General features: G+C 68.0%; 26 protein-coding genes and 2 pseudogenes. 11 read left to right on the top strand and 17 right to left on the bottom strand.

The window, feature by feature from the left end; all coding sequences use genetic code 11:
- Positions 1-25: 25 nt before the first annotated feature.
- Complete coding sequence (locus C1I99_RS03085; protein WP_111132638.1) at positions 26-781, bottom strand: sulfite exporter TauE/SafE family protein; 756 nt, start codon at positions 779-781, stop codon at positions 26-28.
- Complete coding sequence (locus C1I99_RS03080; protein WP_111132637.1) at positions 778-1,071, bottom strand: helix-turn-helix transcriptional regulator; 294 nt, start codon at positions 1,069-1,071, stop codon at positions 778-780. The genes C1I99_RS03085 and C1I99_RS03080 overlap by 4 nt, the downstream gene beginning before the upstream one ends.
- Before the next feature lie 125 nt (positions 1,072-1,196).
- Between C1I99_RS03080 and C1I99_RS03075 the strand changes: the two genes are divergently transcribed.
- A complete protein-coding gene (locus C1I99_RS03075; RefSeq protein WP_158553939.1) occupies positions 1,197-2,087 on the top strand; it encodes a LysR family transcriptional regulator in 891 nt (296 codons plus the stop codon).
- A 47-nt stretch (positions 2,088-2,134) separates the two neighbouring features.
- Here C1I99_RS03075 and C1I99_RS35130 read toward each other — a convergent pair whose 3' ends face one another.
- The 5 genes and pseudogenes from C1I99_RS35130 to C1I99_RS33650 form a co-directional block, all read right to left on the bottom strand.
- Complete coding sequence (locus tag C1I99_RS35130) at positions 2,135-3,349, bottom strand: ABC transporter ATP-binding protein (protein ID WP_233512286.1); 1,215 nt, start codon at positions 3,347-3,349, stop codon at positions 2,135-2,137.
- Positions 3,346-3,885 (bottom strand): PadR family transcriptional regulator, encoded by a 540-nt coding sequence (locus C1I99_RS03065; RefSeq protein WP_111132635.1) that lies wholly within the window; start codon positions 3,883-3,885, stop codon positions 3,346-3,348. Before C1I99_RS03065 ends, C1I99_RS35130 begins: the two co-directional genes overlap by 4 nt.
- Positions 3,886-4,835: 950 nt before the next feature.
- Positions 4,836-5,405, bottom strand: coding sequence for a hypothetical protein (locus C1I99_RS03055; protein ID WP_146603874.1), 570 nt, complete (start codon positions 5,403-5,405; stop codon positions 4,836-4,838).
- Positions 5,406-5,644: 239 nt separating this feature from the next.
- Positions 5,645-5,872: a helix-turn-helix domain-containing protein gene (locus C1I99_RS03050; RefSeq protein WP_199561910.1), complete on the bottom strand. Its 228-nt coding sequence runs from the start codon at positions 5,870-5,872 to the stop codon at positions 5,645-5,647.
- Between the two features lie 150 nt (positions 5,873-6,022).
- Positions 6,023-6,160 (bottom strand): annotated as a pseudogene (locus C1I99_RS33650) (tyrosine-type recombinase/integrase); the annotation flags it as partial.
- A 34-nt stretch (positions 6,161-6,194) separates the two neighbouring features.
- Here C1I99_RS33650 and C1I99_RS03040 point away from each other — a divergent pair.
- Positions 6,195-6,743: a hypothetical protein gene (locus C1I99_RS03040; protein ID WP_111132632.1), complete on the top strand. Its 549-nt coding sequence runs from the start codon at positions 6,195-6,197 to the stop codon at positions 6,741-6,743.
- A gap of 585 nt (positions 6,744-7,328) precedes the next feature.
- Positions 7,329-9,167 (top strand): tetratricopeptide repeat protein, encoded by a 1,839-nt coding sequence (locus C1I99_RS03035; RefSeq protein WP_146603873.1) that lies wholly within the window; start codon positions 7,329-7,331, stop codon positions 9,165-9,167.
- A 356-nt stretch (positions 9,168-9,523) separates the two neighbouring features.
- Here C1I99_RS03035 and C1I99_RS03030 read toward each other — a convergent pair whose 3' ends face one another.
- Complete coding sequence (locus C1I99_RS03030) at positions 9,524-9,865, bottom strand: DUF4241 domain-containing protein (RefSeq protein WP_111132630.1); 342 nt, start codon at positions 9,863-9,865, stop codon at positions 9,524-9,526.
- Between C1I99_RS03030 and C1I99_RS03025 the strand changes: the two genes are divergently transcribed.
- From C1I99_RS03025 to C1I99_RS03010, 4 genes are all read left to right on the top strand, one after another.
- Positions 9,825-10,445, top strand: coding sequence for a hypothetical protein (locus tag C1I99_RS03025; RefSeq protein WP_146603872.1), 621 nt, complete (start codon positions 9,825-9,827; stop codon positions 10,443-10,445). The two genes, C1I99_RS03030 and C1I99_RS03025, sit on opposite strands and share 41 nt — an antisense overlap.
- Before the next feature lie 258 nt (positions 10,446-10,703).
- Positions 10,704-11,144 carry a VOC family protein gene (locus tag C1I99_RS03020; RefSeq protein ID WP_111132628.1) on the top strand — a complete coding sequence of 147 codons (441 nt, stop codon included), beginning with the start codon at positions 10,704-10,706 and terminating at the stop codon, positions 11,142-11,144.
- Positions 11,145-11,529: 385 nt separating this feature from the next.
- Complete coding sequence (locus C1I99_RS35125) at positions 11,530-12,045, top strand: DivIVA domain-containing protein (protein WP_111132627.1); 516 nt, start codon at positions 11,530-11,532, stop codon at positions 12,043-12,045.
- Positions 12,046-12,331: 286 nt separating this feature from the next.
- Complete coding sequence (locus C1I99_RS03010) at positions 12,332-12,688, top strand: VOC family protein (protein WP_111132626.1); 357 nt, start codon at positions 12,332-12,334, stop codon at positions 12,686-12,688.
- A gap of 165 nt (positions 12,689-12,853) precedes the next feature.
- Here the strand turns inward: C1I99_RS03010 and C1I99_RS03005 are convergent, their stop codons facing one another.
- On the bottom strand, positions 12,854-13,336 hold the full coding sequence (locus tag C1I99_RS03005) for a hypothetical protein (RefSeq protein ID WP_111132625.1): 483 nt from the start codon (positions 13,334-13,336) through the stop codon (positions 12,854-12,856).
- Positions 13,337-13,611: 275 nt separating this feature from the next.
- Between C1I99_RS03005 and C1I99_RS03000 the strand changes: the two genes are divergently transcribed.
- Positions 13,612-14,418: a class I SAM-dependent methyltransferase gene (locus C1I99_RS03000; protein ID WP_158553938.1), complete on the top strand. Its 807-nt coding sequence runs from the start codon at positions 13,612-13,614 to the stop codon at positions 14,416-14,418.
- A gap of 124 nt (positions 14,419-14,542) precedes the next feature.
- On the opposite strand, the gene C1I99_RS02995 is transcribed toward C1I99_RS03000, so the two are convergent.
- The 3 genes from C1I99_RS02995 to C1I99_RS02985 form a co-directional block, all read right to left on the bottom strand.
- Positions 14,543-14,959 carry a GNAT family N-acetyltransferase gene (locus C1I99_RS02995; RefSeq protein ID WP_233512285.1) on the bottom strand — a complete coding sequence of 139 codons (417 nt, stop codon included), beginning with the start codon at positions 14,957-14,959 and terminating at the stop codon, positions 14,543-14,545.
- Between the two features lie 139 nt (positions 14,960-15,098).
- A complete protein-coding gene (locus tag C1I99_RS02990; protein ID WP_111132622.1) occupies positions 15,099-15,779 on the bottom strand; it encodes a hypothetical protein in 681 nt (226 codons plus the stop codon).
- 205 nt (positions 15,780-15,984) lie between these two features.
- Complete coding sequence (locus tag C1I99_RS02985; RefSeq protein WP_111132621.1) at positions 15,985-16,641, bottom strand: MOSC domain-containing protein; 657 nt, start codon at positions 16,639-16,641, stop codon at positions 15,985-15,987.
- A gap of 123 nt (positions 16,642-16,764) precedes the next feature.
- On the opposite strand from C1I99_RS02985, the gene C1I99_RS02980 reads away from it, so the two are divergent.
- A complete protein-coding gene (locus C1I99_RS02980; protein ID WP_158553936.1) occupies positions 16,765-17,946 on the top strand; it encodes a DUF4241 domain-containing protein in 1,182 nt (393 codons plus the stop codon).
- Between the two features lie 124 nt (positions 17,947-18,070).
- Here C1I99_RS02980 and C1I99_RS02975 read toward each other — a convergent pair whose 3' ends face one another.
- From C1I99_RS02975 to C1I99_RS34485, 3 genes are all read right to left on the bottom strand, one after another.
- Positions 18,071-18,550: a GNAT family N-acetyltransferase gene (locus tag C1I99_RS02975; protein WP_111132619.1), complete on the bottom strand. Its 480-nt coding sequence runs from the start codon at positions 18,548-18,550 to the stop codon at positions 18,071-18,073.
- A gap of 655 nt (positions 18,551-19,205) precedes the next feature.
- The gene (locus tag C1I99_RS02970; protein WP_111132618.1) at positions 19,206-19,694 is read right to left on the bottom strand and encodes a hypothetical protein; all 489 of its coding nucleotides are present in this window, start codon (positions 19,692-19,694) and stop codon (positions 19,206-19,208) included.
- A gap of 193 nt (positions 19,695-19,887) precedes the next feature.
- Positions 19,888-20,019, bottom strand: a complete 132-nt coding sequence (locus C1I99_RS34485) for a hypothetical protein (protein WP_267897463.1) — start codon at positions 20,017-20,019, stop codon at positions 19,888-19,890.
- Between the two features lie 83 nt (positions 20,020-20,102).
- Here C1I99_RS34485 and C1I99_RS02965 point away from each other — a divergent pair.
- Positions 20,103-20,318: pseudogene (locus tag C1I99_RS02965) on the top strand (transposase); the annotation flags it as partial.
- Positions 20,319-20,548: 230 nt separating this feature from the next.
- On the opposite strand, the gene C1I99_RS02960 reads toward C1I99_RS02965, so the two are convergent.
- Positions 20,549-21,529: a helix-turn-helix transcriptional regulator gene (locus C1I99_RS02960; RefSeq protein ID WP_111132617.1), complete on the bottom strand. Its 981-nt coding sequence runs from the start codon at positions 21,527-21,529 to the stop codon at positions 20,549-20,551.
- A gap of 112 nt (positions 21,530-21,641) precedes the next feature.
- On the opposite strand from C1I99_RS02960, the gene C1I99_RS02955 reads away from it, so the two are divergent.
- On the top strand, positions 21,642-22,043 hold the full coding sequence (locus C1I99_RS02955; RefSeq protein ID WP_233512284.1) for a RidA family protein: 402 nt from the start codon (positions 21,642-21,644) through the stop codon (positions 22,041-22,043).
- Positions 22,044-22,361: 318 nt separating this feature from the next.
- On the opposite strand, the gene C1I99_RS35120 is transcribed toward C1I99_RS02955, so the two are convergent.
- On the bottom strand, positions 22,362-22,778 hold the full coding sequence (locus C1I99_RS35120) for a hypothetical protein (protein ID WP_233512283.1): 417 nt from the start codon (positions 22,776-22,778) through the stop codon (positions 22,362-22,364).
- Between the last annotated feature and the right edge of the window lie 111 nt (positions 22,779-22,889).

Genomic DNA, 22,889 nt, shown 5'->3' with positions numbered 1-22,889 from the left:
GTGAGCCTCCGACGTCGTTTCTCGCTCAGGCGAGGGCCACGGCGGCGATGACCCCGGCAACGACAATGAGAGTGCGCAGCATTGTTGGTGGGAGCCGGCGCCCGATCCGAGAGCCCACGTAGCCGCCGCCGATGGACCCGAGCGCGAGCACGGCCACCACGGACCAGTCCAGGTCGGCGACGACCATGAAGATGACGCTCGCGACCACGTTCGCGGCGGCGACGGCCATCGTCTTGAGCCCGTTGACCACGCGCAGGTCGAGGTCGAGCCCGAAGCCGAGGACGGCGACCATCATCACGCCGGATCCGGCGCCGAAGTAGCCGCCGTACGCACCGGTCAGCACCGACAGCGCTGTGGTGACCGGGCCGGGGAAGGTCCCCGCTTTCGCGTCCGGCGTACGCCGGCGCAGCCAACGGGTGACCCCCGGTTGTACACCGACGAGCAGGCAGGTGAAGAGGATCAAACAGGGCACGACGCGCTCGAAGACACCGGGCTGGAGTGCCAAGAGCAGGGCCGCCCCGCCGACTGACCCGAGGCCGCAGGTGACGATGATGACCCAGGCGAGTCGGGGTTGCTCGCGCAGTTCTTCGCGATAACCCCAGGAGCCGCTCAAACCGGCTGGGGTGAGACCGATCGTGTTCGAGGCGTTGGCGACGACCGGTGGGATGCCTAAGGCTAGGAGGACGGGGAAGCTGGCGAGCGAGGCCACGCCCACGGTGGAGGTGAGCACGCCTGCCGCGAACCCGGCGACGAGCACCAGCAGCTGTTCGGCAAGTGTCACGGCAGCGGCACCGCGTGCTCGGCCCGGGCGCACATCCCCGGCGTGTAGCCGATGGTGCGCCGGATGACGTCGATGAAGGCACTCGCGGATGCCCACCCGCAGCGGTGGGCCCCCGCAGTGACCGGCGCCTGTCGCGCTCCACGCTCAGACGGCCGCCACGGTCCCTGCTCTGCAATGCGGATCGCCTCGGCGTCGCGTCCCTCCCCGATCAGAAACACGATGGCGTGGAGCTGATTGCGGAACTCCCGCTCGAGCGCCGCGCACGGGTTCTGGGAGTCGACGATCTCCATGGCTCTCCTTCACTTACATTCTTCGGCCTGCATTGAGGGTCCTTTCCATGCTCCAGTGCGGCCCGCCGCTTCTGATCACGGAGATGTGGTGCAGCCTTCGGTGTCGCCGAAGGCAGAATGCGGGTGTGATCGAGATACGTGATCTTGCGCTGTTCCTCGAGGTGGTCGAGTCTGGCTCCATCAGCGCTGGTGCAGAGCGTTGTGGCCTCTCACTGTCCGCTGCCAGCGCCCGCATCACGGCGCTTGAGCGGCGCGTAGGTACACCGTTGCTCGAGCGCCACCGTCGTGGGGCAAGCCCGACGGCAGCCGGGGAGTCGTTGACGGCCGGCGCTGCGCGCCTCGTGGACGAGGCTCGTGAGCTCGAGGAGTCGCTGATGGCCCGGTCCCGCGGCATCACCCAAGAACTGCGCCTGGCCGTGAACAGTTCGGCGGTCGACAGCCTGCCCGAGGTGATCACCGCGGCGCTGAACCGGATGCAGACCGTCTCGCTGGATCTGGTCGAGCTGAGCAGCGTGGCCGCGGTGGACCACGTCCGCGAAGGACGGGTCGAGCTCGCTGTCGTATCAACTGGGACGGCCGCTACGCAGGGCTGCGAGACCATCGTCCTGTGGGACGACTCCTTGGTTGTCGTGGGCAGGCCGCAAAAGGGGCTGTCGCGGCCCCTGTCGCTCGCCCAGGTCACAGCGGAGCCGATGGTCGGGCTGAACCGCGGTGTGCCCCTGCAGCAGCTGATCGAGCGGCAGGCCGCTCGAGCGGCCTTGCAGCCGACATACCGGGTGAGGTTTCCCTCGCTCGGGGCTGTGTGTGCCGCGGCGACGGCCGGAGTTGGTCGGGCCATCGTGCCGCGCAACTCGGCGCGGCGCTACGGCGTCCCGCTCCGCGCCCAGCACGAGCTGACCGAACCGTGGGCCCGGCGCGAGGCCGTCCTGGTCGCACGTGACTTTGCGCGGCTCAGCCCAACAGCGGCCGCCCTCACTGAACAGTTCGTCGCGTACGGGGCGGAAGTCGAGGTGTGAATCCTGCACCTCGGTTGCTCGCCAGCCCTTTGGCCCGACCAGCACACCTACCGCTGCCCCGCAGTGCCAGCGCCCGAGATGCGCAACGACACACGCGTTGCCCGACCTGCGGTCGGTCCGGGCTCCTGGCCACTACCGGACATCGGCAGGACCGGACGTGCCCAGATCTCGACCGTACGGAAAAGCGGCTTACAGGGAGTGACACGGCACGCCCCCGTCAGCGCGAGGTCGGCGGCAGATCCATGCGCAAGCTCTTGCAATTGATGCGCTAGATGCAACTGGCGACTTGCTCTGCGTTTCCACTCGGCCGTAGCGCCGTGAGCGGCTGTACGCCGTTGACGGCTGTCAGGTCGGTGCGGGCTGGAGGGCGTCCGCGACCGGGCGCCGCGCGGCGGCCAGGGCGGGGATGGCGGTGAGCACGGCGATGGCGAGCAGGACTGCGAGTGCCGTGGCGAGCATCCAGGAGGCGGGCGCGTACCGGATCTCGCCGCGGCCGACAGCCAGGTACAGCCCGATGCCGACCGGGATCCCGGCGGCGACGCCGGGTACCGCGGGGAGCAGCTGCGCCACGGCCAGGCCCGCGCTGGCCTGTCCGGGCGTGGCGCCGATCGTCCGGGCGACGGCCAGCGGTTGCCGGGCGTCGAGGCGTCGTGGGTGACCACCACCAGGGTATGTCCCGCGACGCGCAGCTCCTCGAACAGCCGCAGCACGTCCAGGGTGGCGGCGCTGTCCAGGTTGCCGGTGGGTTCGTCGGCCAGCACGACCAGCGGGTCGTTGCTCAGCGCGCGGGCGATGGCGACCCGTTGGCGCTGGCCGCCGGACAGCGCCGAGGGCAGGTGCGTGGCGCGGTCGGCGAGCCCGACCCGGTCCAGCAGGTGCAGGGCACGCCGCCGGGCCCGGCGGGGCGGCTGACCGGCCAGCAGCGCGGCCAGCTCGACGTTCTCCACCGCGGTGAGCTCGTCCATGAGGTGGAAGGATTGGAAGACGAAGCCGATGCGGTGGCGCCGCAGCCGGGCCAGGGCCCGCTCGCTCATCGTGTCGATGCGGCAGCCCGCCAGCCACACCTGCCCGTCGGTGGGGCGTTGCAGCCCGCCGAGCAGATGCAGCAGCGTGGACTTGCCGCAGCCGCTGGGCCCCATGACCGCCAGCACCTGCCCGGCGGGCACATCCAGGTCAACCTCGTCGACCGCGCGCACCAGCCCGCTGTCCCGGCCGTACTGCCTGGTCAGCCCGCGTGCCCGCAGCACCATCGATCCCGTCACGCCCCCGCCCTCCCCCCGGTCCGAGCATGCTCGGTCCACATGCGCTCGCACGCCTCCAACCACTCCAGGTCGGCCCGCAGCCGCAGCACGACACCCTCCAGCAGCAACCCGGCAATCGGGTCCACCGACCGGCCCAGCGCGGCCCGCTGGGCGTCCCGCAGCCGGCGCAACACCTCCCGCCGCTGCGCGTCAACCAGCGCCACGGGATCGGCCAACCGCGCCGTCGCGGCGGCCACCAGCTTGAGATGGAACTCCGCGAGGTCCGGCTTCGGCCAGCTCACCTCGGTCAGCCAGACGGCGACCCGCTGCTGCCCCACCGGGGTCAGCGCGTAAACCCGGCGGTCAGGCCGGTCCGGCAGGCCCTCGGCCCGCTCCGAGGTCACCAGCCCGGCCTTCGCCAGCCGGGTTAGCGTCACGTAAATCTGCCCGGCGTTCATCGCCTCGCCCAGCGGGCCGAGCGCCTCACGCATCCGGCTGCGCAACTCGTACCCGTGCGCTGGCTCCTTCGCCAGCATGGCCAGCACCACGTCCTGCACCCAGGCACACCCTTCGCTAGACCGCTAATAGATAACCGCTAGCTATAGCGCTGTCAAATCGACAGGCGGGGCGCAGCGGACGGAGCCGGCCGCCTACCTGAGCGGCGTACCGCGCGATTGCGCCCAGAGGCGGCCGACCGGTCCGGCGCTGCTCGTTGGGCGCCACGCTCCCGGGACAGATGCCGGATGACGCGCGGTGGACGGCGATCACGTGGCAATTCGTCGCCACTATGGGCTTGGTCGAGTTCCCTGGGTGGCAACCCGCACCACACCACCACCGAGGATCACATCTCCCCGCCGATCGATGACGCAACGTGCGCGCAGATCGGCACGAGTGTGCGTCTGCCGCTAGGACCGGCGACCTCCTGGTGCGCCCGGGTCCGCATTAGGAGACGGGTAGGCGGTGCCCCCGTACCGCGCGCCTGATGACGGCGCAGGCGCTCGACGCCGCTAGCGGCCCCGCTACAGGCAGCCGCAGGGCAGGAGTCAACCCGTCTCCGAGCCGCCGCGACCCATCATCCCAGTAACCCCCGATGCTCGCCGAGCACTTCTCTCCAGCGCCCGAAATCACCTGGCGCAGCACAGGTGAACAGGACGAACGCTCGGCGTAATCATGTACGCCTCGATCCGCAGAGTTGACGGAAAAGCCGAAAGGGCATAGGTACTGGCAAGCCAGATCCCGGAATCTGACACATCTTTCCAGTCCGGGCTGGGCCGCACAGCGGTCTCATGTCCCCCAGACAACCGGCATCCGCAGGACAGCGTCCGAATCTTGATACACGCGAAGCGTCAGCCGGGCGCGGCGGCGCTGACGGCGGCAGATCCGGACGCCGAGAGAGCTTGGGCGGACAAGTCGATCAGGTGGTCGAGGGAGCGGCCGAGCCGATCGAGCTTGGTGACCACCAGACCTTTCTACTTTGGGGCGCATCGCATGGACCCGAGGGGAGGGCCTAATAGAGGTGCTGGAGCGCGGCCTCGTACTGCTTCTTGACGCGGTCGAGGTCCTCTTGTCCGTAGTGCGAGGCCTCGACCAGCACCTCGTACACACCGACCGCGTCGTGGCCCAGCAGGTCAACTTCGCCCGCCACCGAGCGGCCGCGGTAACGGTCGATGTTCGAGGCGTCGCCGGGGCGGCGTTCCCGCTGGTACTTGGCCAACAACCGGGCCAACCGGGCCCGGGCGTCCGCGGCGTGGGCCATCAGATCCGCCGGCGCGGACGGGGCATCGTCCCTCACCTCGGGTCCGTTGCCGGCGAGCACCTCCCGCACACGACCCGGGTCCCCCTTCGAGGGGTCCAGCCAGTGGTAGGCCCACAGTGCCCTGCGGGCGGCGCTGACGGCCTGACGTCCCTTGCCCAGCCGATCCCACAGCAACGCCTGGTCGTAGCACGTCGAGCCGAGCACCCACACGTTCCCAAGGTCGGTCGGTTCCGCCCGCTGCAACCGCGTAGCGATCCGCTCCGCCCGCATACTCGCCAGCACCGCGTCCCGCCACTGGCCCGCGGCGGTATGAGCCTTCACCGCGTCGAGTTCCCTGCCGAACTTCTCCCTTTGACTCCGTATGCCCCTGCGAAACACCGCGCTCTCCCTTTGGTGGGTCCTGCCGCGAGATTTTCTCAGTCAGTCCGGCGGTGTCGGCATCGCCTCACCGCAGCTGCGACAGTAGTAGTCGCCGGCGCCCGCGCCAGGATGTGCTCCTGCACCCTCTATCCGGATGCGTGCAGTCCTCGGGGCGTGGCTTCTCACTCATGCGGACTTCCTCATGTCCGCCAGCTCGCGCCATCGTGGCCAGCGCGTTCGAGGACGCGGTAGACCGTTGCCCTGCCGACGGAGAACATCTCCATCAGGTCGGCGATGGAGTACTCGCCGCTGGCGCGCATCCGGACCAGCTCGGCCTGCTGGCGGGGGTCAGCTTGGGCCTCTTGCCTTCGAGCTTGCAGCGGGGCGTCGGGCGAGTCGTCGCAGGCCCTGCCGACTCGTCTGGTCAACGGATCTACTTCGCACACCATGGCCCCGGCGATCCAGACGCGAGTCGAGCGCGGAATTGTCGAGATCAAGCAGCCTCTGGAGGCAGCCGAACGTGGACCCGGCGTGGCCGATGCCTGACGCGCTGTTCTCGGCAAAGTAGCGTGGTGGGGTCAGGTTCCGGAGGCCATGTAGGCGGCGAGGATGTAGTTGGGGTGGCGGTCGAGGTTTCGGCGGGCGCGGTCGTAGCGCATGGTGGTGCGGGGATCGGCGTGGCGGGCGGCGGTCTGGACGTCGCGGAGGTTCACGCCGGCATCCATTGTCAGCAAGCCGGAGGCGACCACCGTGGCGAACCGGCCGGCCAGCATCTTCACCTACAGCAAGAACGACATGGCGGCCATGCTCAAGCCGCAGGACGGCACGTTTGTCGAGTTGCGCACGGGGGGCAACTGGACGCGGGCCACCTTCGACGGGATCCTCACCCACGTGATCAAGGTGGATGCCAAGTCGTTCCTCAAGGCGCTGCCGCCGGAGATCGTCACGCCGGGCGACGTCCGTGAGGAAGCCGCCAAGATTCTCGCCGACATGCCGGCCCCGCCGGGCTTCGACGTGGCGGTACTGGACAACGCCGGGGCCAACGACCCATACCAGTTCGGCGCCGCAGTGGCCGGCAGGGTCACCTGCGACTGGATCGCCGAGTGGATCCGGGCCGACTCCGCCGGCGACGACCAAGCGGTCAAGCAGGCCGCAGCCGCGCTGCGCAGTAGCCACCAGTGGAAGGTGCTGCACGACATGAACGACGAGGGCGACTACCCCGAGGTCGTCTGGGAGCTCGCCGACAAGGTCGCCGACGGTGATGTCCCGAAGTGGTACAAGGACGGCCTGGGCTGCTGACTCAGCCGGTGGTCAGGGGAAGAACAACCGGTGCCTTCCACGAGGGCGACGTGATGGCTGAACCGACTTCAGGCACGGCTTTCAGCTGACGCCTTACCTGACCGGCCGCCATGGCACCACCGGTGGCCGTGCGCACTGCTTTCGGCACAACCGCGCACCGAGCGTCGCCGCGCGTCCGTCACGCACCGTGACGCGCGGTCGGCGGCTATGAGCCATGAGCGGAGGTTGGCCCCTTGGCATTGTCGGTCAGTACGTGAGTGGGCTTGCATAGGAGCGGCAGTCGGGCTGGACGGTCACGTTGGGACGGCAAGTGGGGCACTAACTGGCAGGTATCGTTAAGGCTGGTCCTCCAATCGCCCATGGGATCGAGCGACTTCACCTTCACATCCACCAAGGCTTGCTGACCGCGCCCACGCTCGGTGTCGCCTCTATGGCTTACCGTTCCCTCGACGGCGCTCGCCACCTGGGAGGGCGATGAAGATGAGACGGTGGGTGTGGTGGACCGTCGCTGGCGCGGGTGTCTTGGCGTTTGGCTTGATACTGCGGTGGGGGTGGCTGGACTGGCTGGTCCGTGACGACGGGCCAGTGCGCAACGTTCTCGAAGGGCTCAGTTGGCCCGCTGGCATCCTCGCCTTACTTCTGGCGCTGGCAGCTCTGGTGCGCCCTCCTTCCGTGGAGAAGCCGGCGACCGTCGAGCTGACGGACCCGTTGATCGGGGCGGAGTACGCCTTCGACGGCCGGTTACCGACGATCGGTGAGGTGTCGCTGCGAGACCTCGGGGTGAGCGACGCGATCAGTGTGCCCACGCGGTCCGCGCCGGACGTCCCCTACATCGCGCGAGACTTCGACCCCGTGTTGGAGCAGGCTTTGCGCGACGGCGGGACGGTGCTGCTGCACGGTCCCGCGTCGGTCGGCAAGACGCGCTCGGCCGCCGAGGCACTCAGGCGCCTCTACCCCAACCGACCACTGCTCGTCCCAGTCGACGGGCGGTGGCTGCAGAGGGCGGTCACGTGGGACTTCGACCTTGCTGGCGTGCTGGTCTGGCTCGACGACCTGGAGCGATTCCTCACTCCCCAGGGTCTCGACCCGGCCATCTTGCACGTCGTGCAGCGCAAGGGGGCCACCGTGGTCGCCACGATCCGCGACCGGGAACTTGCTTGCTATGAGAACGCCGCTGCCACGCGCCGAGGCGACATCGGCGTCGACCGCCTGGCCGTCAACGTGGTCGCTGCCATCCCGCCGGACCGTCGGATCGCGGTGGGTCGCCTGCTGACGACGAGCGAGGCGTCGCGTGCACGGAAGTCGGACGACCCCCGCATCGCTGGGGCGCTGCGTGCCGAGGTGGGGTTCGCCGAATACCTGGCCGCCGGGCCAGCCATGCTAAGGCGTTGGTCGGTCGGCGACGACCCCCTGTTCTACGTTGGCCAGGCGGTGATCAATGCCGCAGTCGACATCCGGCGTGCGGGCTACCACGAGTATGTGTCCGAGTCCGTGCTGAGCGCGCTGTATCGACAGTATGTGCCACCGGGGTGGCGTGAGCGCCACGATCTGCCGCCCGCGCGGCTGGGACTGACCTGGGCCTCGCAGCGGGTGCTGGGAGCCAGTTCCTGCCTGCGTCAGAGGCACGACGCTCGGCACGGTGGGTTGTACTTAGCGTCAGACTATCTGGTGGACCGCGCGGTGGCGGGTGAAGGTCCGCTGGGCGGTGTCGCTGTCTGCAGCGCGGTGTGGGACACCGTCCTCGCGCTCGCCGACGGGTTCGAGTCGCTGGCCGTGGGCCTGGCCGCCCAGGACGCGGGCCTGCTTGACATCGCCGCCAACGCCTACTTCCGGGCCGGGGTCGCGTGCAGTCCGATCGCGATGTACGACCACGCGCACGCAATGGCAACGCTCGGCAACTTCGCGCAGGCCGAAAGGTTCTTCCGCTCACTGTCCGTGACCGGCGACACCAACGCAATGGTCCGACTCGCCAACCTGCTAAACGCCCAAGGCCGAGGCGACGAGGCACAAGTTCTCTACGAGCTGGCCTCTCGGGCGGGGAACCTCCGCGCCGAGGCCCGTATTGCACTGCTGTATGCCAAGGACGACGGCGGCAAAGAGCGCGACGTCTTCTACCGCCAGGCCGCCGACGCCGGGAACACGGACGCCATGGTCGTCCTTGCCCACATGCTGGCCGAACGGGAGGACCATGAGGAGGCCGACCGCCTCTACCGCCGCGCAGCAGCCAGGGGCAACACCGATGCTATGGTCGCCGAGGCCCGGAGATCCGAGGATGAAGACGCCGAGTCGCTCTATAGGCGTGCTGCCGAGGCCGGGAACACTGACGCCATGACCGAACTTGCTCTTCGACTCATCCGGCGGGGACGCACGACGGAGGCTCAAGAGTTCTTCGAGCGTGCGGGACACCCACATTCTTCGGGATGACCTTTCGTGCCACGGGTGTCGGCACCGGCGAAAATCAAACTATCCGCGACATCAAGTTTTTAGCAGATTTATTCACCCTTTCGTGGAGCTTGTCCGAGGACTCTGAGAAGTGAATGCGCCCTACGGCCCCGGTCGTTGACTCTGTTGGTTAGCTCGTTGGAAGCCGGCATCCTGCTTGCCGTATGTCCTTTATCCAGTGACGTGCTGGGATGAGGCTGAGGGTGTCGGTGGAAATTCCGGCAGACTGTGGCGGTGGTTCGGGCGGCGCGCCCAGGTCGAATCCGGGTGCCACGTGCGTGCACCCGACCACGGGCACACGAGCCTACGAACTCGTCACCAAGGGCAGTGTCGTGAGGCTATTCGTGCGGTACGACGCGGAAGTCGGTGACGAAGCTGGCGACGCGCCTGTCCGCGGTGCGGCCCACATAGGTCGCGTACACGCCGTCACCCCACCCGGAGCCGACGACATACACATTGGCCCCGGTCCACTCGTCCACCACCGTGGTGATGACGGCGTCGACCGGGTCATCCGGGATCTGCGCCGGGATGAACGTCTCCTCGACTCGCTCGTAGTCCCACTCGCGCAGTGCCTCGATGGCGACCTGGTCGGCTAGCGTCCCGGTACCCGCGTCGACCGAGTACTCGAAGAAGTCCTCGGTGCCGAGCGAGGCCGTGTCCTGGCCCGGCAGCAGCGCCATCGCCCACCCAAGGTTTGCCGGTCTGTACGAGGGCCGTCTCGGAGCCCAGTTCTGCCTCGACAAGGACACTGCGGTGATGTTCGCTCAGGCGTGGGGTCTGGCTGCCCGGTCGCCGCACACGATCGTCTACCTCCCACTGCGCCGCGCGAAACTCCCCGACCATCACAGTTGGGGGCGCCCGCTCGACCTGGTGCTGCTGCATCACCGTCTCGCGTTCCCGTCGTCACGGTGGAAGCAGGTCCGTTCCCGGTTGGGGACCGGCAGGCCGCACACCGTCGTCGTCCTACCCGGTCACGCGTGGCCGGCGCGGTCGATCGCCGACCACCGACGAGCCTGGCATCAGGAGTTCCGCGATCATCTTCGGTGGGACATCGCCGCCGACACGTTGGTGCTGACCGGCAGCCGCGAGGCCTTCGAACTGGAAGCCGACCAGGTCCGCGCTTTGGCCGAGGAGTGTCCGGCTCATCGTGCCCGCACGCCGGGCACGCACTGCTGCGCCGAGATCGGCATGGGCAGAAACCGGCGCCACCCTGACCAACGCCGGCCGTACGCCGAACTGCACGCCGAATACTCACAGTAATGCCCCAGTCCGGCGGAGGCAGGCCACGGCAAGCACCTCGCGGCAAATGAGTACCCACCGAGGATCGCCTACGTGAGGGCTTCATGGTCCGACTGGCCTGCGGTGTTTCGTCCGAAGCGGTACGGCTGGCGCGTGATGGGCACCGCCGCGTCACGAGATTTCCCGCAGAAGATGGTGCACAGTCTGTCGAGAACGGCCTGGCGGCTCCGTCTCAGGAGTGGATGCGGTCATGGCCGCACAAGGCTAAGGAGACCCTGCATGACGATCCAGCGGATGGACAACGTCCTCATCGTTGTCGACGATCTCGACGCTGTAATTGCGTTCTTCGTCGAACTCGGCATGGAGCTGGAGGGCAAGGGGCCAATCGAGGGACGCTGGGTCGAGCGTGTCATCGGGATCGACGACGTCCGACAGGACATCGCAATACTGCGGACCCCGGACGGCCACGGCCGAATCGAGCTGGCAATGTTCCACACGCCGGAGGCGATCAGCGCCGAGCCGAAGGATGCACCGGCGAACACGCTGGGCATTCGTCGCATCATGTTCGCCGTCGACGACATCGAGGACGTCGTTGCCCGCCTGCGAACCCACGGCGCCGAACTCGTCGGCGAGCTGGCGCAGTACGAGAACCGCTATCGGCTCTGCTACGTCCGCGGCCCCGAGGGCATCATCGTCGGACTGGCCGAACAGCTCAGCTGAGGTCTTCCGAAGGGACCGTGCAGCCAATTGCGCCCGACCGCCGATCGACCAAGGCCACCACCTGAGAAACCCTCGACGGCGGAGCACCTTGGTGATGAGATCGAGCAGGCACTGCGGGCCGTGGGCTGGACCGCTCGCGGCGCTGATCCGGCTGTCCTCATCTCCGCGGTCAGGCAACGACGATCCGGGGCCCGTCGGCGCGCCATCGTTGTCGAGCGCCCTCGGCGGCAGATCCGGATAATCGATTGTCCGCCACTGGCAGTACGAGCTCGGCTGATCCAGCGCCCCTCGTGCGCCGGGACCTTCCGTCGGGGATCGACCCGGGTTGACTCGTTCGTCATGCTGGAACCGGAAGCCCCACGCCCGCACCGCGCGAGGAGGACCTATGCGCAAGCCGGCCAGGACTGCCGCCGTCCTTTTCGGGCTCGGCGTCGGCGCCGCGGTCGGTCCGTCCCTCGGGCCGGCCGCCTTCTGGTCCGGCGTCGCGATCGCCGCGCTCGGCGTCGCGCTCTCCCTGGTCGGTACGACGGAATCCGATCTCGTCGGGGACGGCCGGGTCGACCGCGACGAGGACGCCGGGGTGGCAGGCGACGATACGACCACAGGAACCACGGTCGCCGCGGAACGACGACGGCGGAACCGGCAGCGGCCAACCGTCAGCGGCCTGGGCACCCGGGTAGAACAGATCCTCAAACTCGCCGAGGAGCAGGCCGACGACCACCACGCCGAGGCGCGGCTCGAAGCCGAGGAGATCGTGACCGCCGCCCGACGGGAGGCGGAGGCGATCCTGAACAGGGCGCACGAACAGGCGGCCGGGATCACCGGCATCCGCCGAGATCTGTCTCCGGTACCGCCCACCCGGGCGCCGTCACCGGACGAAGATCCGAGTCCTTATGCCTGACGGAAGCGGAGCCGCCGGGCGGATCCCGATTGGCAGGCGGACCGCCGAAGACCGACCGGCGTAGCCGGATGATGAACGCCGTAAAGGATGCACACCGCAGCGTTTCTGGAGTTGTCAAGACCGGACCAGCGGCGCAGCCTCTCATCAGCACGACGGACGCCGCGACGCCCGGTCGGCGGCAAATGTGCGCACTGGCGGCCCACTTGTGCCGAACCGGGGCGCGCGGCGCGGCTGGTGGCGGCGATTGCGTTTGATGCCGGCTTGATTACGACCTACGGTGCTGCGAATGAGACTGCGTCACGTAACGATCGATTGCGCGGACCCGTACGAGCTGGCCACGTTCTGGAGCCGGTTGACCGGCTGGCCGATTTCCGGGATCGATCAGCCCGGCGACGACGAGGTGCTCGTCGAAGCGCCGGACCCGGTGCCGGGTCTGCTGTTCGTCCGGGTCCCCGAGCCGCGCTCGGCCAAGAACCGGGTCCACCTCGACTGGAAGCCCGACGGGCGGTCCCGCGACGAGGAGGTCGAGCGGGCCGTCAGCCTCGGCGCCACGATCCACGAGGACCACCGCGGTCCCGAGGATCGCGGCTGGGTAACCCTGCGTGACCCCGAGGGCAATGAGTTCTGCATCGAGCGGCAATGAATTCAGCAGCGGCACACCAAGACCGGATGCCCGGTCATCGGCAGGATCCCACGTTGAGCGTTGCCAAGGTCTGTCACTGAACGTGACGCCCGGTCGGCGGCAGATCCGCGCATCCGCTCATAGGGACGTGCGACGGCAGGCGCTGGCTCCTCTTCGGCCTGGTGGTCAATAGTGAGCGAGGATCTGCGCAACTGCGTGGCCGAGGAGATCAGCTACCCTGGCGACTTCCTCTGTCTCGAGTTCGTATTGCGCTCGGGTCGGGTTCATGGCGCTCACCTCGAACCGCGCGAAACCGATGGGCCAGTCGTAGTGCAGGATGTTCAGCGGTACGACGGCATTGCAGCAAGGCACTGTCACGTCCAGGTGGTCGAAGCTCAGGCTGCCATTTCCCCTGACCAGGTCGCCGAGCCAGTCCAGACCGATATCCCGACCACAGCGCGAGCACGTGATCTGGCTGGTGTTCTCGCCGGCGTCGATTAGGGTCACCCGGTCGTAGAACTCGTATTCCACCTCCTCGACAGCGTCGTCGGGGCCTGAGAACAAGCTCGCCACGTAGGCAACGGCGGCGGCGGCCGCCTCGTGGGTGGGCTGCCAGTCCGGGTTCGTCGGGATCAGCCGGATGTACGAGTCGCTCACAATGCTCAGCATGCCTGGTGGTGTCGCTGCATGATCAGTCGAGCCGCCGCTTGCTCTGCATGCTCATCCGCCATTTCTGGACTCCGCGCCAGCGTTGCCCGACGCGACCCGCCCGCAGCACGGCGGACCAGCGGCAGATCCGGTAGGCACGCTCGCCGCGCTGTTCTGCCTCCCGGCAGACTGAAGACGCTGGGCGACCTGGCGTGCGTGAGGCCGCTGAGATCGGTCATGGAACAACGTCGACCATGGTGGGGCATGAGCGGATGCTTGTGCGAGGAGGTGCGGCGATGGGGCAGGAACCGTACGTGGGGCTGGCCACGACGTTCGACACGGCTGCGGAGCTGTACCAGCGGGCACGCCCGGGCTACCCGAGACAGTTGTTCGCCGACCTGGCGGCGTCGGCGGGTTTGGGCACCGCTGGAGCCAGGGTGCTGGAGGTCGGAACGGGCACGGGTCAGGCCACTCGTGGGCTGCTCGATCGCGGCTGGAGCGTCGTGACCCTGGAGCCCGGGCGGGAACTGGCCGCGGTGGCGCGCCGCGTGCTCGCCGGGCACGGTGACGTGGACGTCGTGGTGTCGCCGTTCGAGCGGTGGGAGGCGGGCGACCAAAGGCCGTTCGACCTCGTCTTCGCCGCAACGTCGTGGCACTGGCTGGACCCGCAGGTCGCCTACCGCCGGGCCGCCGAGCTGCTGCGTCCTGGCGGTCACCTGGCGATCGTCGCCACCGAGCACGTGTCACCGCCGGGCGGTGACGACTTCTTCCGGCAGGTACAGCAGGTCTACGACGAGGTCGGCATGGGCGACGGGCAGGGCGGCCCGAAGCCTCCTGAGGCGATCGCGGCTCCGGACGTCAAGGCGATCGGCGGCAGCGGGTTCTTCGCGCAGCCGATCGTGCACCGCTACGTCTGGAGCCAGGACTACACCGCCGAGGAGTACCTGGCGCTGCTGTCCACCTACTCCGGGCACATCGCCGCCTCGCCCTGGCAGCGGAAGACATTGTTCACGGGAATCCAGGACATGATCGCCGCCCGCCCGTCTGCGACGGTGCGCAAGCACTACCTGAACACGCTCCAGATCGCCCAACGTATCGACTGATCCGCACAGAGCCGCCCGAGCGTCGTGATGCACCTGACCGTCCGCTCCGCGGCACAAGCCGCGTGGCGGGGCTGGGTTCGCTTGTTGCTATACCGAGACGCTCGGTCGGCGGCAAAGAAGTGCGTCACTCTCCGATAGACTTGGCGAAAAGAATCTCCAGCGGTTCGCCCCGTAGCAGGAGGCATCCGCGATCGACGTAACCCAAGCGCCGGTATAGATGCTGGGCTTTTTCGCTCGCCAGCGTTGATAGCATCACCGAGCCACGGCCCGCTGCTCGCTGATGGTTCTCCCAGTGCTTGATCAGCCGCGTGCCGAGGCCTTTGCCGCGGTGCTGCTCGAGAACGAACAGCATGTTCATGAAGGGGATCTCGTCCCAGAAGAGGCCCCACCTGAGCCATCCCTGGATCGACGTGTCTTCCACGGCGACGGTGACTCGACCAGCCTCGATGACCCTGTGGAGCTCCTGCCGGTCGACGTGGAGATCCGCCTGGACGAGGAAGGACACGTCCCGGTTGTCCGCCACGCGTAAGTCGATCGCCATGGAAGGACGATGACACAGGTTGCCTGCGACCCGTGTCCGCACATCGGCAGAGTCGGGCGGTAACGGCTGGTGGGCGCGCGGTCGGCGGCAGATCGGGATACCTGGCCGGCCGCTGGTAGCTGTAGGCGGCGTGGCCTGCTCAGTGGGGATGGGCGTCGTCTTGCAAGCCGGCCGCTCGGCGCCAGCGGGTGACTTCGGCTTCGTGCGAACCGATAGCGGTCATGGCCGTGACTGCCGCCGGATCCGCCCCGCCCATCAGTAGGGCCAGGGGCCAGGCCGGCACTCCCCCCGCGCCGTCATAAGCGGCCCAGGTCCACGGACCATCGAAGTGCCATGCACGACCGGCGGCGTCGGCAACGTCGTCGCCGGCCTCCGGGAAGGCGTACGGTCGAAACACCAGTTCGAGCGTGAACGGAACACCGCCATCGGGCTCGATGCTCGTGCTCTGGAACTCCGCTGCCGCGTCCGGAGCCTCACCGGCGCACAGGACGAGCAGGCTCAGGCTCGGGCGGGGCAGCCAGCCCGTCTCCTGCGGCGGTTCGTACTCGTGAACCTCGATGACGTGGATGATCCGCGCCGGGATACCGACCCGGCAGGTGTTGCCGGGGGCGAGGCGGAGCGAGGGCGGGTCGGTCACGTACAGCTCGTCCGGATCGGCGCGGCCCAGGGCCACCTCGCCGTTCCAGCGCACGCCCGCCGCGTCTGGGTCAATCTCCCACCACGGCCAGCGGACGCTGACGTACGCCTCGTCGACGCCGGTGACGACCGTTGGCGTGAACGGGCAGGAGATACGCAGCACGTCCCCGACGCGGTAGAACATGCGCGGCAGACTAGCGCGCGACGCTCCGGGAAGGACGCCGCTTGTGGAGGGACCAGGGCCGGCGGTCGCTGACTGCTCGAACTGGTTCGCGCGGCCGCACGAACGGTCCCCGCCGTGCCGCAGCCGATGCGCGCGCTGATCGCGGCAGATGAGCGCGAGCGAGAGCCGCACCACCTCCGCGGCCACCGACGTTCTTGCCCCTGTCTCAGCTTCTCAGGCGGCGGCGCAGCGAGTCCCGCAGTTCGTCGGGGAGGCCCTCGACCTCAACCAGCGCGGGCAGCAACTCCGGCTCGGACATGTACGCCCGAAAGGCGTCCGCGATCGTCACGCCGTGGGCCGGCCGGTGTACCACAGTCACCGGGTCGCCGGCTTGAACCTCTCCCGGCTCGACGACGCGCAGGTAGGCACCAGGCCGATTCTCCCGGGTGAACGTCTTCACCCACTGCGGCTCGGCCATCTTGGCCTGAAACGTGGCGCACGGAATACGCCCGAACGTCGGCTGCAGCACGAGGCTGTCGCCGATAAGCCACGTCTCGCCGATCACCGCACCGTTCACGTCGACGCCCACCGTGGTCAGGTTCTCGCCGAAGACACCGCCAGGCAGCACCCGGTCAAGTCGGGCCTCCCACCAGTCGTAGTCCTCCCGGGCGTACGCGTACACGGCCTGGTCGTCACCGCCATGATGCTCGATGTCGAAGATCTGGTCACCCACCAGACCACTGTGCAGCCCGGTGGTCTTCGGTCCGGGAGCACGGACCGCCACGGGTCCGTCAACCGGCCGCTTGTTGATGCCGGTGATGCCGACTCGCTTCGCGGTGCTGCGCTCCGGCACCGCCAGGTTGACCGAGAGGATACTGCCCATGAACTGCAACCTATCGGTGTCAGGAGCCGCCCGGCTCGCCGTTATCGCGCTGGCGTGGCGGCAGAAGCATGCACCTGATCTTGATGAGAGATGCCGACCGGCGACAGTCTGTATGGTCACGGCGTGATCGCGAGGCTTGAGGTCGTGTACTGCGATGGATGGAACGATGGCGTGGTCAATCCGCTGACCGCGACCGCGGCCCAGGACCGTGACGCGGCGGGTGAGCCGTACACGGCCGTGCTGTTGAAAGACGGTCGACGACACGCGGTGATGGACGTCTCCTGGGCCGACGAGTACTGCCGCGTGTCGCGCTTCGACGCGGCCAGCCGGCAGGTGTCCTGCCACGAGCTGCGCGGCACGGGGGGCGGCGACCTGTTCCTGCGCCGGGCCGCCACCTGGGACGGCCCGCCGGATGTGGGCGAATTCGAGTACCCGCATGTCGCGGCGCGGACCTGCATCACCTATCGACTCTCCGGCAAGCGCACCGACGTCGTCGAGCCACGTGGCGATCTGGGCGCTCGGCACGAGTCCCGCTCGATACAGCCGCCGCCCCGCCTGCCGGTTCCGGGCTTTCGCCGATGGCGGGAACTACTGAGTCTCGCTGGGAACACGCCCGTGGAGATCGTCGACGCGGTGCACCATCCGCTTCCGGTACGAACCGCGACCCGACCACCATGGCGTCCGCCCCGGCCGCTGCGGCCGCACGGCATTGAACTCCTGTTCACCCCCGATGCGCAGGTCGATTACCACGACCGGCAGCTTCGCCTGTCGGCCCACAGCGCCGGGCGACTGCACCTGCCGTCCGGCCGCCTGATCGCCGCTGATCCTTCCTCGTTGGACCTCGACGCCAAGCCTTCTGACGTCACCGTGCCGCTCGGCACGTACCCGGTCTCCGTCGGCCTCGCGACCTTCGTCGATGACCCGGGGCATATCCGGGTCACCGCCGCCCGCCTCGACATCAGCGACCGTCCCGCAGTGCGATGGGAACTGGCGCTGCGCGACGGGCAGGACCCACTCGACCTGGGCTACCAGCAGTTCTTCGGCTTCGGCGTCGACACTGGCATGGCCTGCTACGTCGACGCCGACTCCGCCGACCGCGTGGTAGACGTCTGGCGCACGCTCGACGGTCTGGTCGAGCCGCGCTACCGCACGACCGATTCGGGTAACATGGTCGCCTGGTCCAGCGGCTGGGGCGACGGCGCCTACCCTACGTGGATCGGCTACGACACCTCCGATGCCGTGACCTGCTTCATCGCGGACATGCTGCTATTTCCCACCGACTCGGAAGACGAGGACGACGACTGACGATACGCCGCACACGAATCTCGGCAGAGTCGGTTGTTCCCTGCACGGACCGCTCGTGACGCACCGTGACGCCCGGTCGGCGGCAGATCAGTGCACCGGCGGCGGGAAACGATCTGGCTCTTGATCAATTGAGCGATTTACGCATCTGTTGTGTCACGACGCGGTAGCCGGAAGTCTCATACAGCCGGATCGCGCGGGCGTTGTCGCGGAAGACGTTGAGCTCCAGGCGACGCAGGCCACGGGAGCGCACGGCGTCCTCGGCAGCAGCCAGGAGCGCGCGTCCGTAGCCGGCTCCGCGGTACGCCTCATTGATCTCGATGTCGTAGATGAACGCGCAGTCGGGCGCCCCGCGCGGGTGCGTCAAGCCCAGCCACAAAACGCCAACACAGGTGCCGTCGGGAAGCACGGCCCTCAAGAACAGCATTCCGGCAGTCGCAAAGCCATCCGGCAACAGGACGTCGTTTGCCTTGGCCGCCAACTCGAGGGCCTCGTCCGCGGGCCAGTTACCGGCTGCTACCTGCTCATCCGCGAATGATCGGATGGTACGGTCACGCCACTCCTCGAACTCGTTCCTCGTCATGTCCCGTACGATCAACTCAGGCACAGCGTGATGGTCCCACACCAATCGGTGGACGGCTGCCCCCGTTGTCCCGCGAGCATCACGTCGGCCGCATGCACTCATCTCGGCACGTCTGGATGCATGCATCCGATCCAGCCTCTCGCCTACCAAGGGCTGGCCAAGGAGCATCCCGGCCAGGTCGTTGCTCCGCCGCGGAAGCTGCGCCCCGGCGCGCCACCGGCCTGGCAGGTTTCAATGGGAAGCCGAACGTAAACACCGATCGTCACAACGGATCCCGGTCGAGCACGCGATCGCCGAACTGACGTGGTGGCGACAACTCCAACGCTTCACCGGCCGCCGCGCACTGCTACCCGAGACCATCTACGCCGTCGCCGGGCTCGTATCCGACCGCGTGATCACCTGGTAGCCCGAAACCGGCATCACCGCAGCTAAAACCCCCACCAATTGGGCACGAACTCGTAAGGCGATGCCTCTGTGGAGTGGCGGGTTCGAGTTTGTGTTCGGCGGCAGACTGCTCGGTCCTGAGCCGATCTCACCTCACGGAGAAGCGTGAAGGGCCGAGCAGATTCCACGCTCGGCCCTTCAGGGGGCTAAGTTCAGCCCCTCTTGAGGCCCATCGGCCAGGAGCTTCGTCAGTCCCGAATCAGGCTCACTGAACCATCGGCAGCTGCCCTCGCCGTCACATAGGGAACATGCCGGCGTACGGATCCGGTTCGCCGGTCCAGGGATCCAGCCCGGCCTTCCGCAGCCGCATCTCCTCACCGAAGGGCAGGTACTTCACCGAGGTGACCCCCCAGATGTTGGTGCCGCTCAACGGGCATTCGTCGAATTCCGCCGCCAACACGCGCTGCAGGAACTCCACCATCCCGCATTCGTAGCGGCGCCAGACCGTGTCGTCCCGGTTCCACACCAGCACGGGCCAGGCGTCGGGGTCAACGCCGGACGCGTCCCAGCACAGGATGTCCGCGCCAGCACTCACCCCCCATGCGATCAGCAACGGCTCAACCTCGGCCAACCCGGACTCTTTACGGAACTCCGCCCAGGCCATCTCGGCATTGGTCGTTTCGCTAACCATCCCGCCTGTTCCCGCACCGGAGGCGGCGTCCTTGGGCTCCGGCTCCTGGATCACCAGGAACTCCTGGATTGTGCCGGGCCCATACACCTCCATGAACTGCCGATAGTCGGCAGGAAACTCCTTCGTCCAGGATCCGGTCAGTCACCTCCAGTCCACGGCCGTGTCAGGGGCGGCCGGGGGTGGCATCATGCGCCGTAGCGCCGATAGCTCAACCACGACTATCCTCTTGCGTCATCCGGCACACATCGTGGCATTCCACCCGTCGGAACCTCGGTACCTGTCTGGATCATTCATCATTCCAGAACCACGGGACCAGCGCAGCCGCGCCTACCTCACGAAACGAACCGCCGAGGGCAAGAGCAGGCGCGAAGTCATCCGCTGCCTGAAGCAATACATCGCCCGCGAGATCCACCGTCACCTCACCACACCCGTCGTGCTCACCCCGGCGCCAACTCGCCTTGACAATCCATAGGGGCATCAACTCCAACGAACGACTCAACCGCTGAGATCCGCCGCCGCACCGACGTAGTCGGCATCTTCCCCGACCGGCCCAGCATCATCCGGCTCGTCGGTGCCGTCCTGGCCGAGCAGCACGACGAATGGACCGAAGGCCGCCGCCACCTCAGCCTCGACGTCCTGGCCCGAGCTCAGGCCGTCGGCCACGCCGTCGTCGAGAAGGTGACCGCCGAGCCCGAACTCCAGGCCATCACGGCCTGACCAACACGCCCGAACGAAGCATCAACGTCGTACGGCGCCACGGGACTTGACCGTCAGCGGGCCCGCTGGCACCTGGTTGATCCGCGGTGATCACCTTGCGCGGCTGATAGCGGGCGAACGCCGAGGGTGTGCTGGAGATAGTCGAGTGACTCGGTATCCCGGAAGCCATCGATTCCGGCAAAGAACGAGTTGGTCATCCCACGCTCCTCGCCTGGCAGGTGAATCGCCCTTCAACTCTCAGTTGACACATCGTAGCGGGTGGCGATCGCGGCGGCGCGGTTGCGCAGGGCGGTGCGCAACCACTGCGGGGCCAGGGCTTCCGCGTTCGTGGCGAGCTGCCACAGCGCCCATTCGGCGTGTCTCGGATCTTGGAAGGTCACCTCCAGCCGCAGCCAGCCGTCTGCGTCGGCTTCTTCGGCGCGGACGGCCAGCGCGGTGCCCACCAAGTCCTCCCGCCGCGTCGGGTTCACCCGCACCAGCACGGTGACTTGATCGCCGCCGGTCCGAAACTGCGTGCTGCGTTCCTGCCAGGCCCGGTCCAGATCGACCCGGTCTGGTCGCTGTGCGGGTTCGGCGAGTTCCTCGGCGGCCAAGACCCGGGACAGCCGGTAGGTGCGGTCCGCGCCAGACCTCGTGGCCAGCAAGTAGCCCTGCTCGCGTACGGTGACCAGGCCGATCGGGTCCACCGTGCGCCACTTCGGGGTCTGGCCCACAGCCGCGTAGTGGATGCGCAGCTTGTGTCCGGCGAGCACCGCGCGTCGAACCTCGGCCACTACGCCGTCGGGAACCTCCTCGGCGACCAGCCGGCGCGACAGCAGGTCGGTCTCCGGGTCGATGAGCAATCGCTGGGCCGCGCCGGCCGCGGTGTCCCGATAGCTTTCGGGTAGCGCGTCGACCACCTTGAGCATGGCCGAAGCGAGCGCCGAGCCGAGACCGAATGCCTGCGCGCCGCGCCGCGATCCGGCGATCAGCAGGGCGAGCGCTTCGTCGTGGTTCAGTCCGGTGAGCTCGGTCTGGAAACCGGGCAGCAACGCGAAACCGCCGTGCCGTCCGCGTTCGGCGTAGACCGGGACGCCGGCCGCGGACAGCGCCTCGATGTCGCGCAGCACGGTGCGGGTGGATACCTCCAGCTCGCGGGCCAGTGTGGCCGCAGGCAGCCGACCGCGCTGGCGCAGCAGCAGCACCAGCGATACCAACCGGTCGGCCCGCATACGAAAATTATGCCCAGGAATACACGACACAGGATGTCGTGGTTGGTTGAGAGGCTCACCAACACGTGGGTTCGAGTCCTAGCGGGCCCACACTCTCGACAATGGAGCTGAGATGGCAATGGAGCGAACGGCGGTCAACCCGTGGACGTGGTCGGTGGAGTTGGGGTACAACCAGGGTGAGATCGTCTCCGGGCACACCCGGACCCTGTACTGCTCGGGGCAGACCGCGATGAGCGGCGACGGCAAGCCCCAGCATGCCGGTGACATGGCGGCGCAGTTGGCGCTGAGCCTCGACAACCTGGAGGCCATTCTCGGCGAGGCCGGCATGTCCCTCGCGAACCTCGTCCGGCTCAACGTCTACACCACCGACGTCGATCGGCTCTTCGAGCACTACGGCGTGCTGGCGTCGAGGTTGGGCGCCGCCAGGGTGGCGCCGACCACCACGATGCTCGGGGTGACACGGCTGGCGATCCCCACCCTGATGGTCGAGCTCGAGGGGACCGCCGTCGCGTGATGCCACCTCGCCGGCTCCGGTAGGGCTGCCGGTTGAACCGGCACGAGTAGCAGGTGGGTGACTTCCGGTGCTCAGATTGGTGACATTCGGCGTCTATGGCTTCGACGGCGAGTCCTTCCTGCAACGACTGCGGCACGCGGACGCCCACCTGCTGCTCGACGTACGCCAGCGCCGCGGTGTCCGCGGACCCGACTACTCCTGGGCGAACTCGGCGCGGCTTCAGCGCGCGCTCGCCGCGGAGGACCGGCTTGGGGTTGGTGTTCCAGTTGGCAATCCAGGCGCGGAGGTCGGCTTCGAGGCAGGGCCACGGCAAAGTCGTCAGGTGACTCCGAGTAGAGCCAGTGGTCGGTGGCTGTCGCGGGCGTGGTGGCGGTTGGCGGTGGCGATGTTCGTGATGCCGGTCAGGCGTAGTGCGCTGATGGCGGCGTTGCGCAGGGCGGCCATGACCTGTGGTCCGTTGCCGGTGCGGATTTGGGAGCGGTCCTCGTCGTAGGTGACGGCAACAACCGCCTCCGCGCGACCAGCCCGGGGCGGAAAAAGGTACGGCACCCACGCCTGCACGCGGTGACGGCCGGCGGCGACCGAAAGGCGGTGGGTGCCCCAGGGGAGTGCCACCGGTTCCCCGCCGTTGAGTGACAGCCGGGGCTTTCTGGCGGAGTAGAGGAAGGTGCCGGCCGGACGGCTGAAGGTGACGGACATGGCTCCCTCGTCAACGGCCGGGCTGTTGTTCGTCATCGTTGAACCCACCTCCGCGGATCGATTCCAATTAATCTCGTCGTCGCCGTCGAAGGCGGCGGCACCTCACGGGCGCTGCGCCGCCATGTCGCGGTGCAGCAGAACCACGCA

Origin of the sequence: Micromonospora deserti (genome assembly GCF_003236335.1) — a bacterium.
Classification (GTDB): domain Bacteria; phylum Actinomycetota; class Actinomycetes; order Mycobacteriales; family Micromonosporaceae; genus Micromonospora; species Micromonospora deserti.
This window is presented reverse-complemented; position numbering and strand designations above follow the sequence as displayed.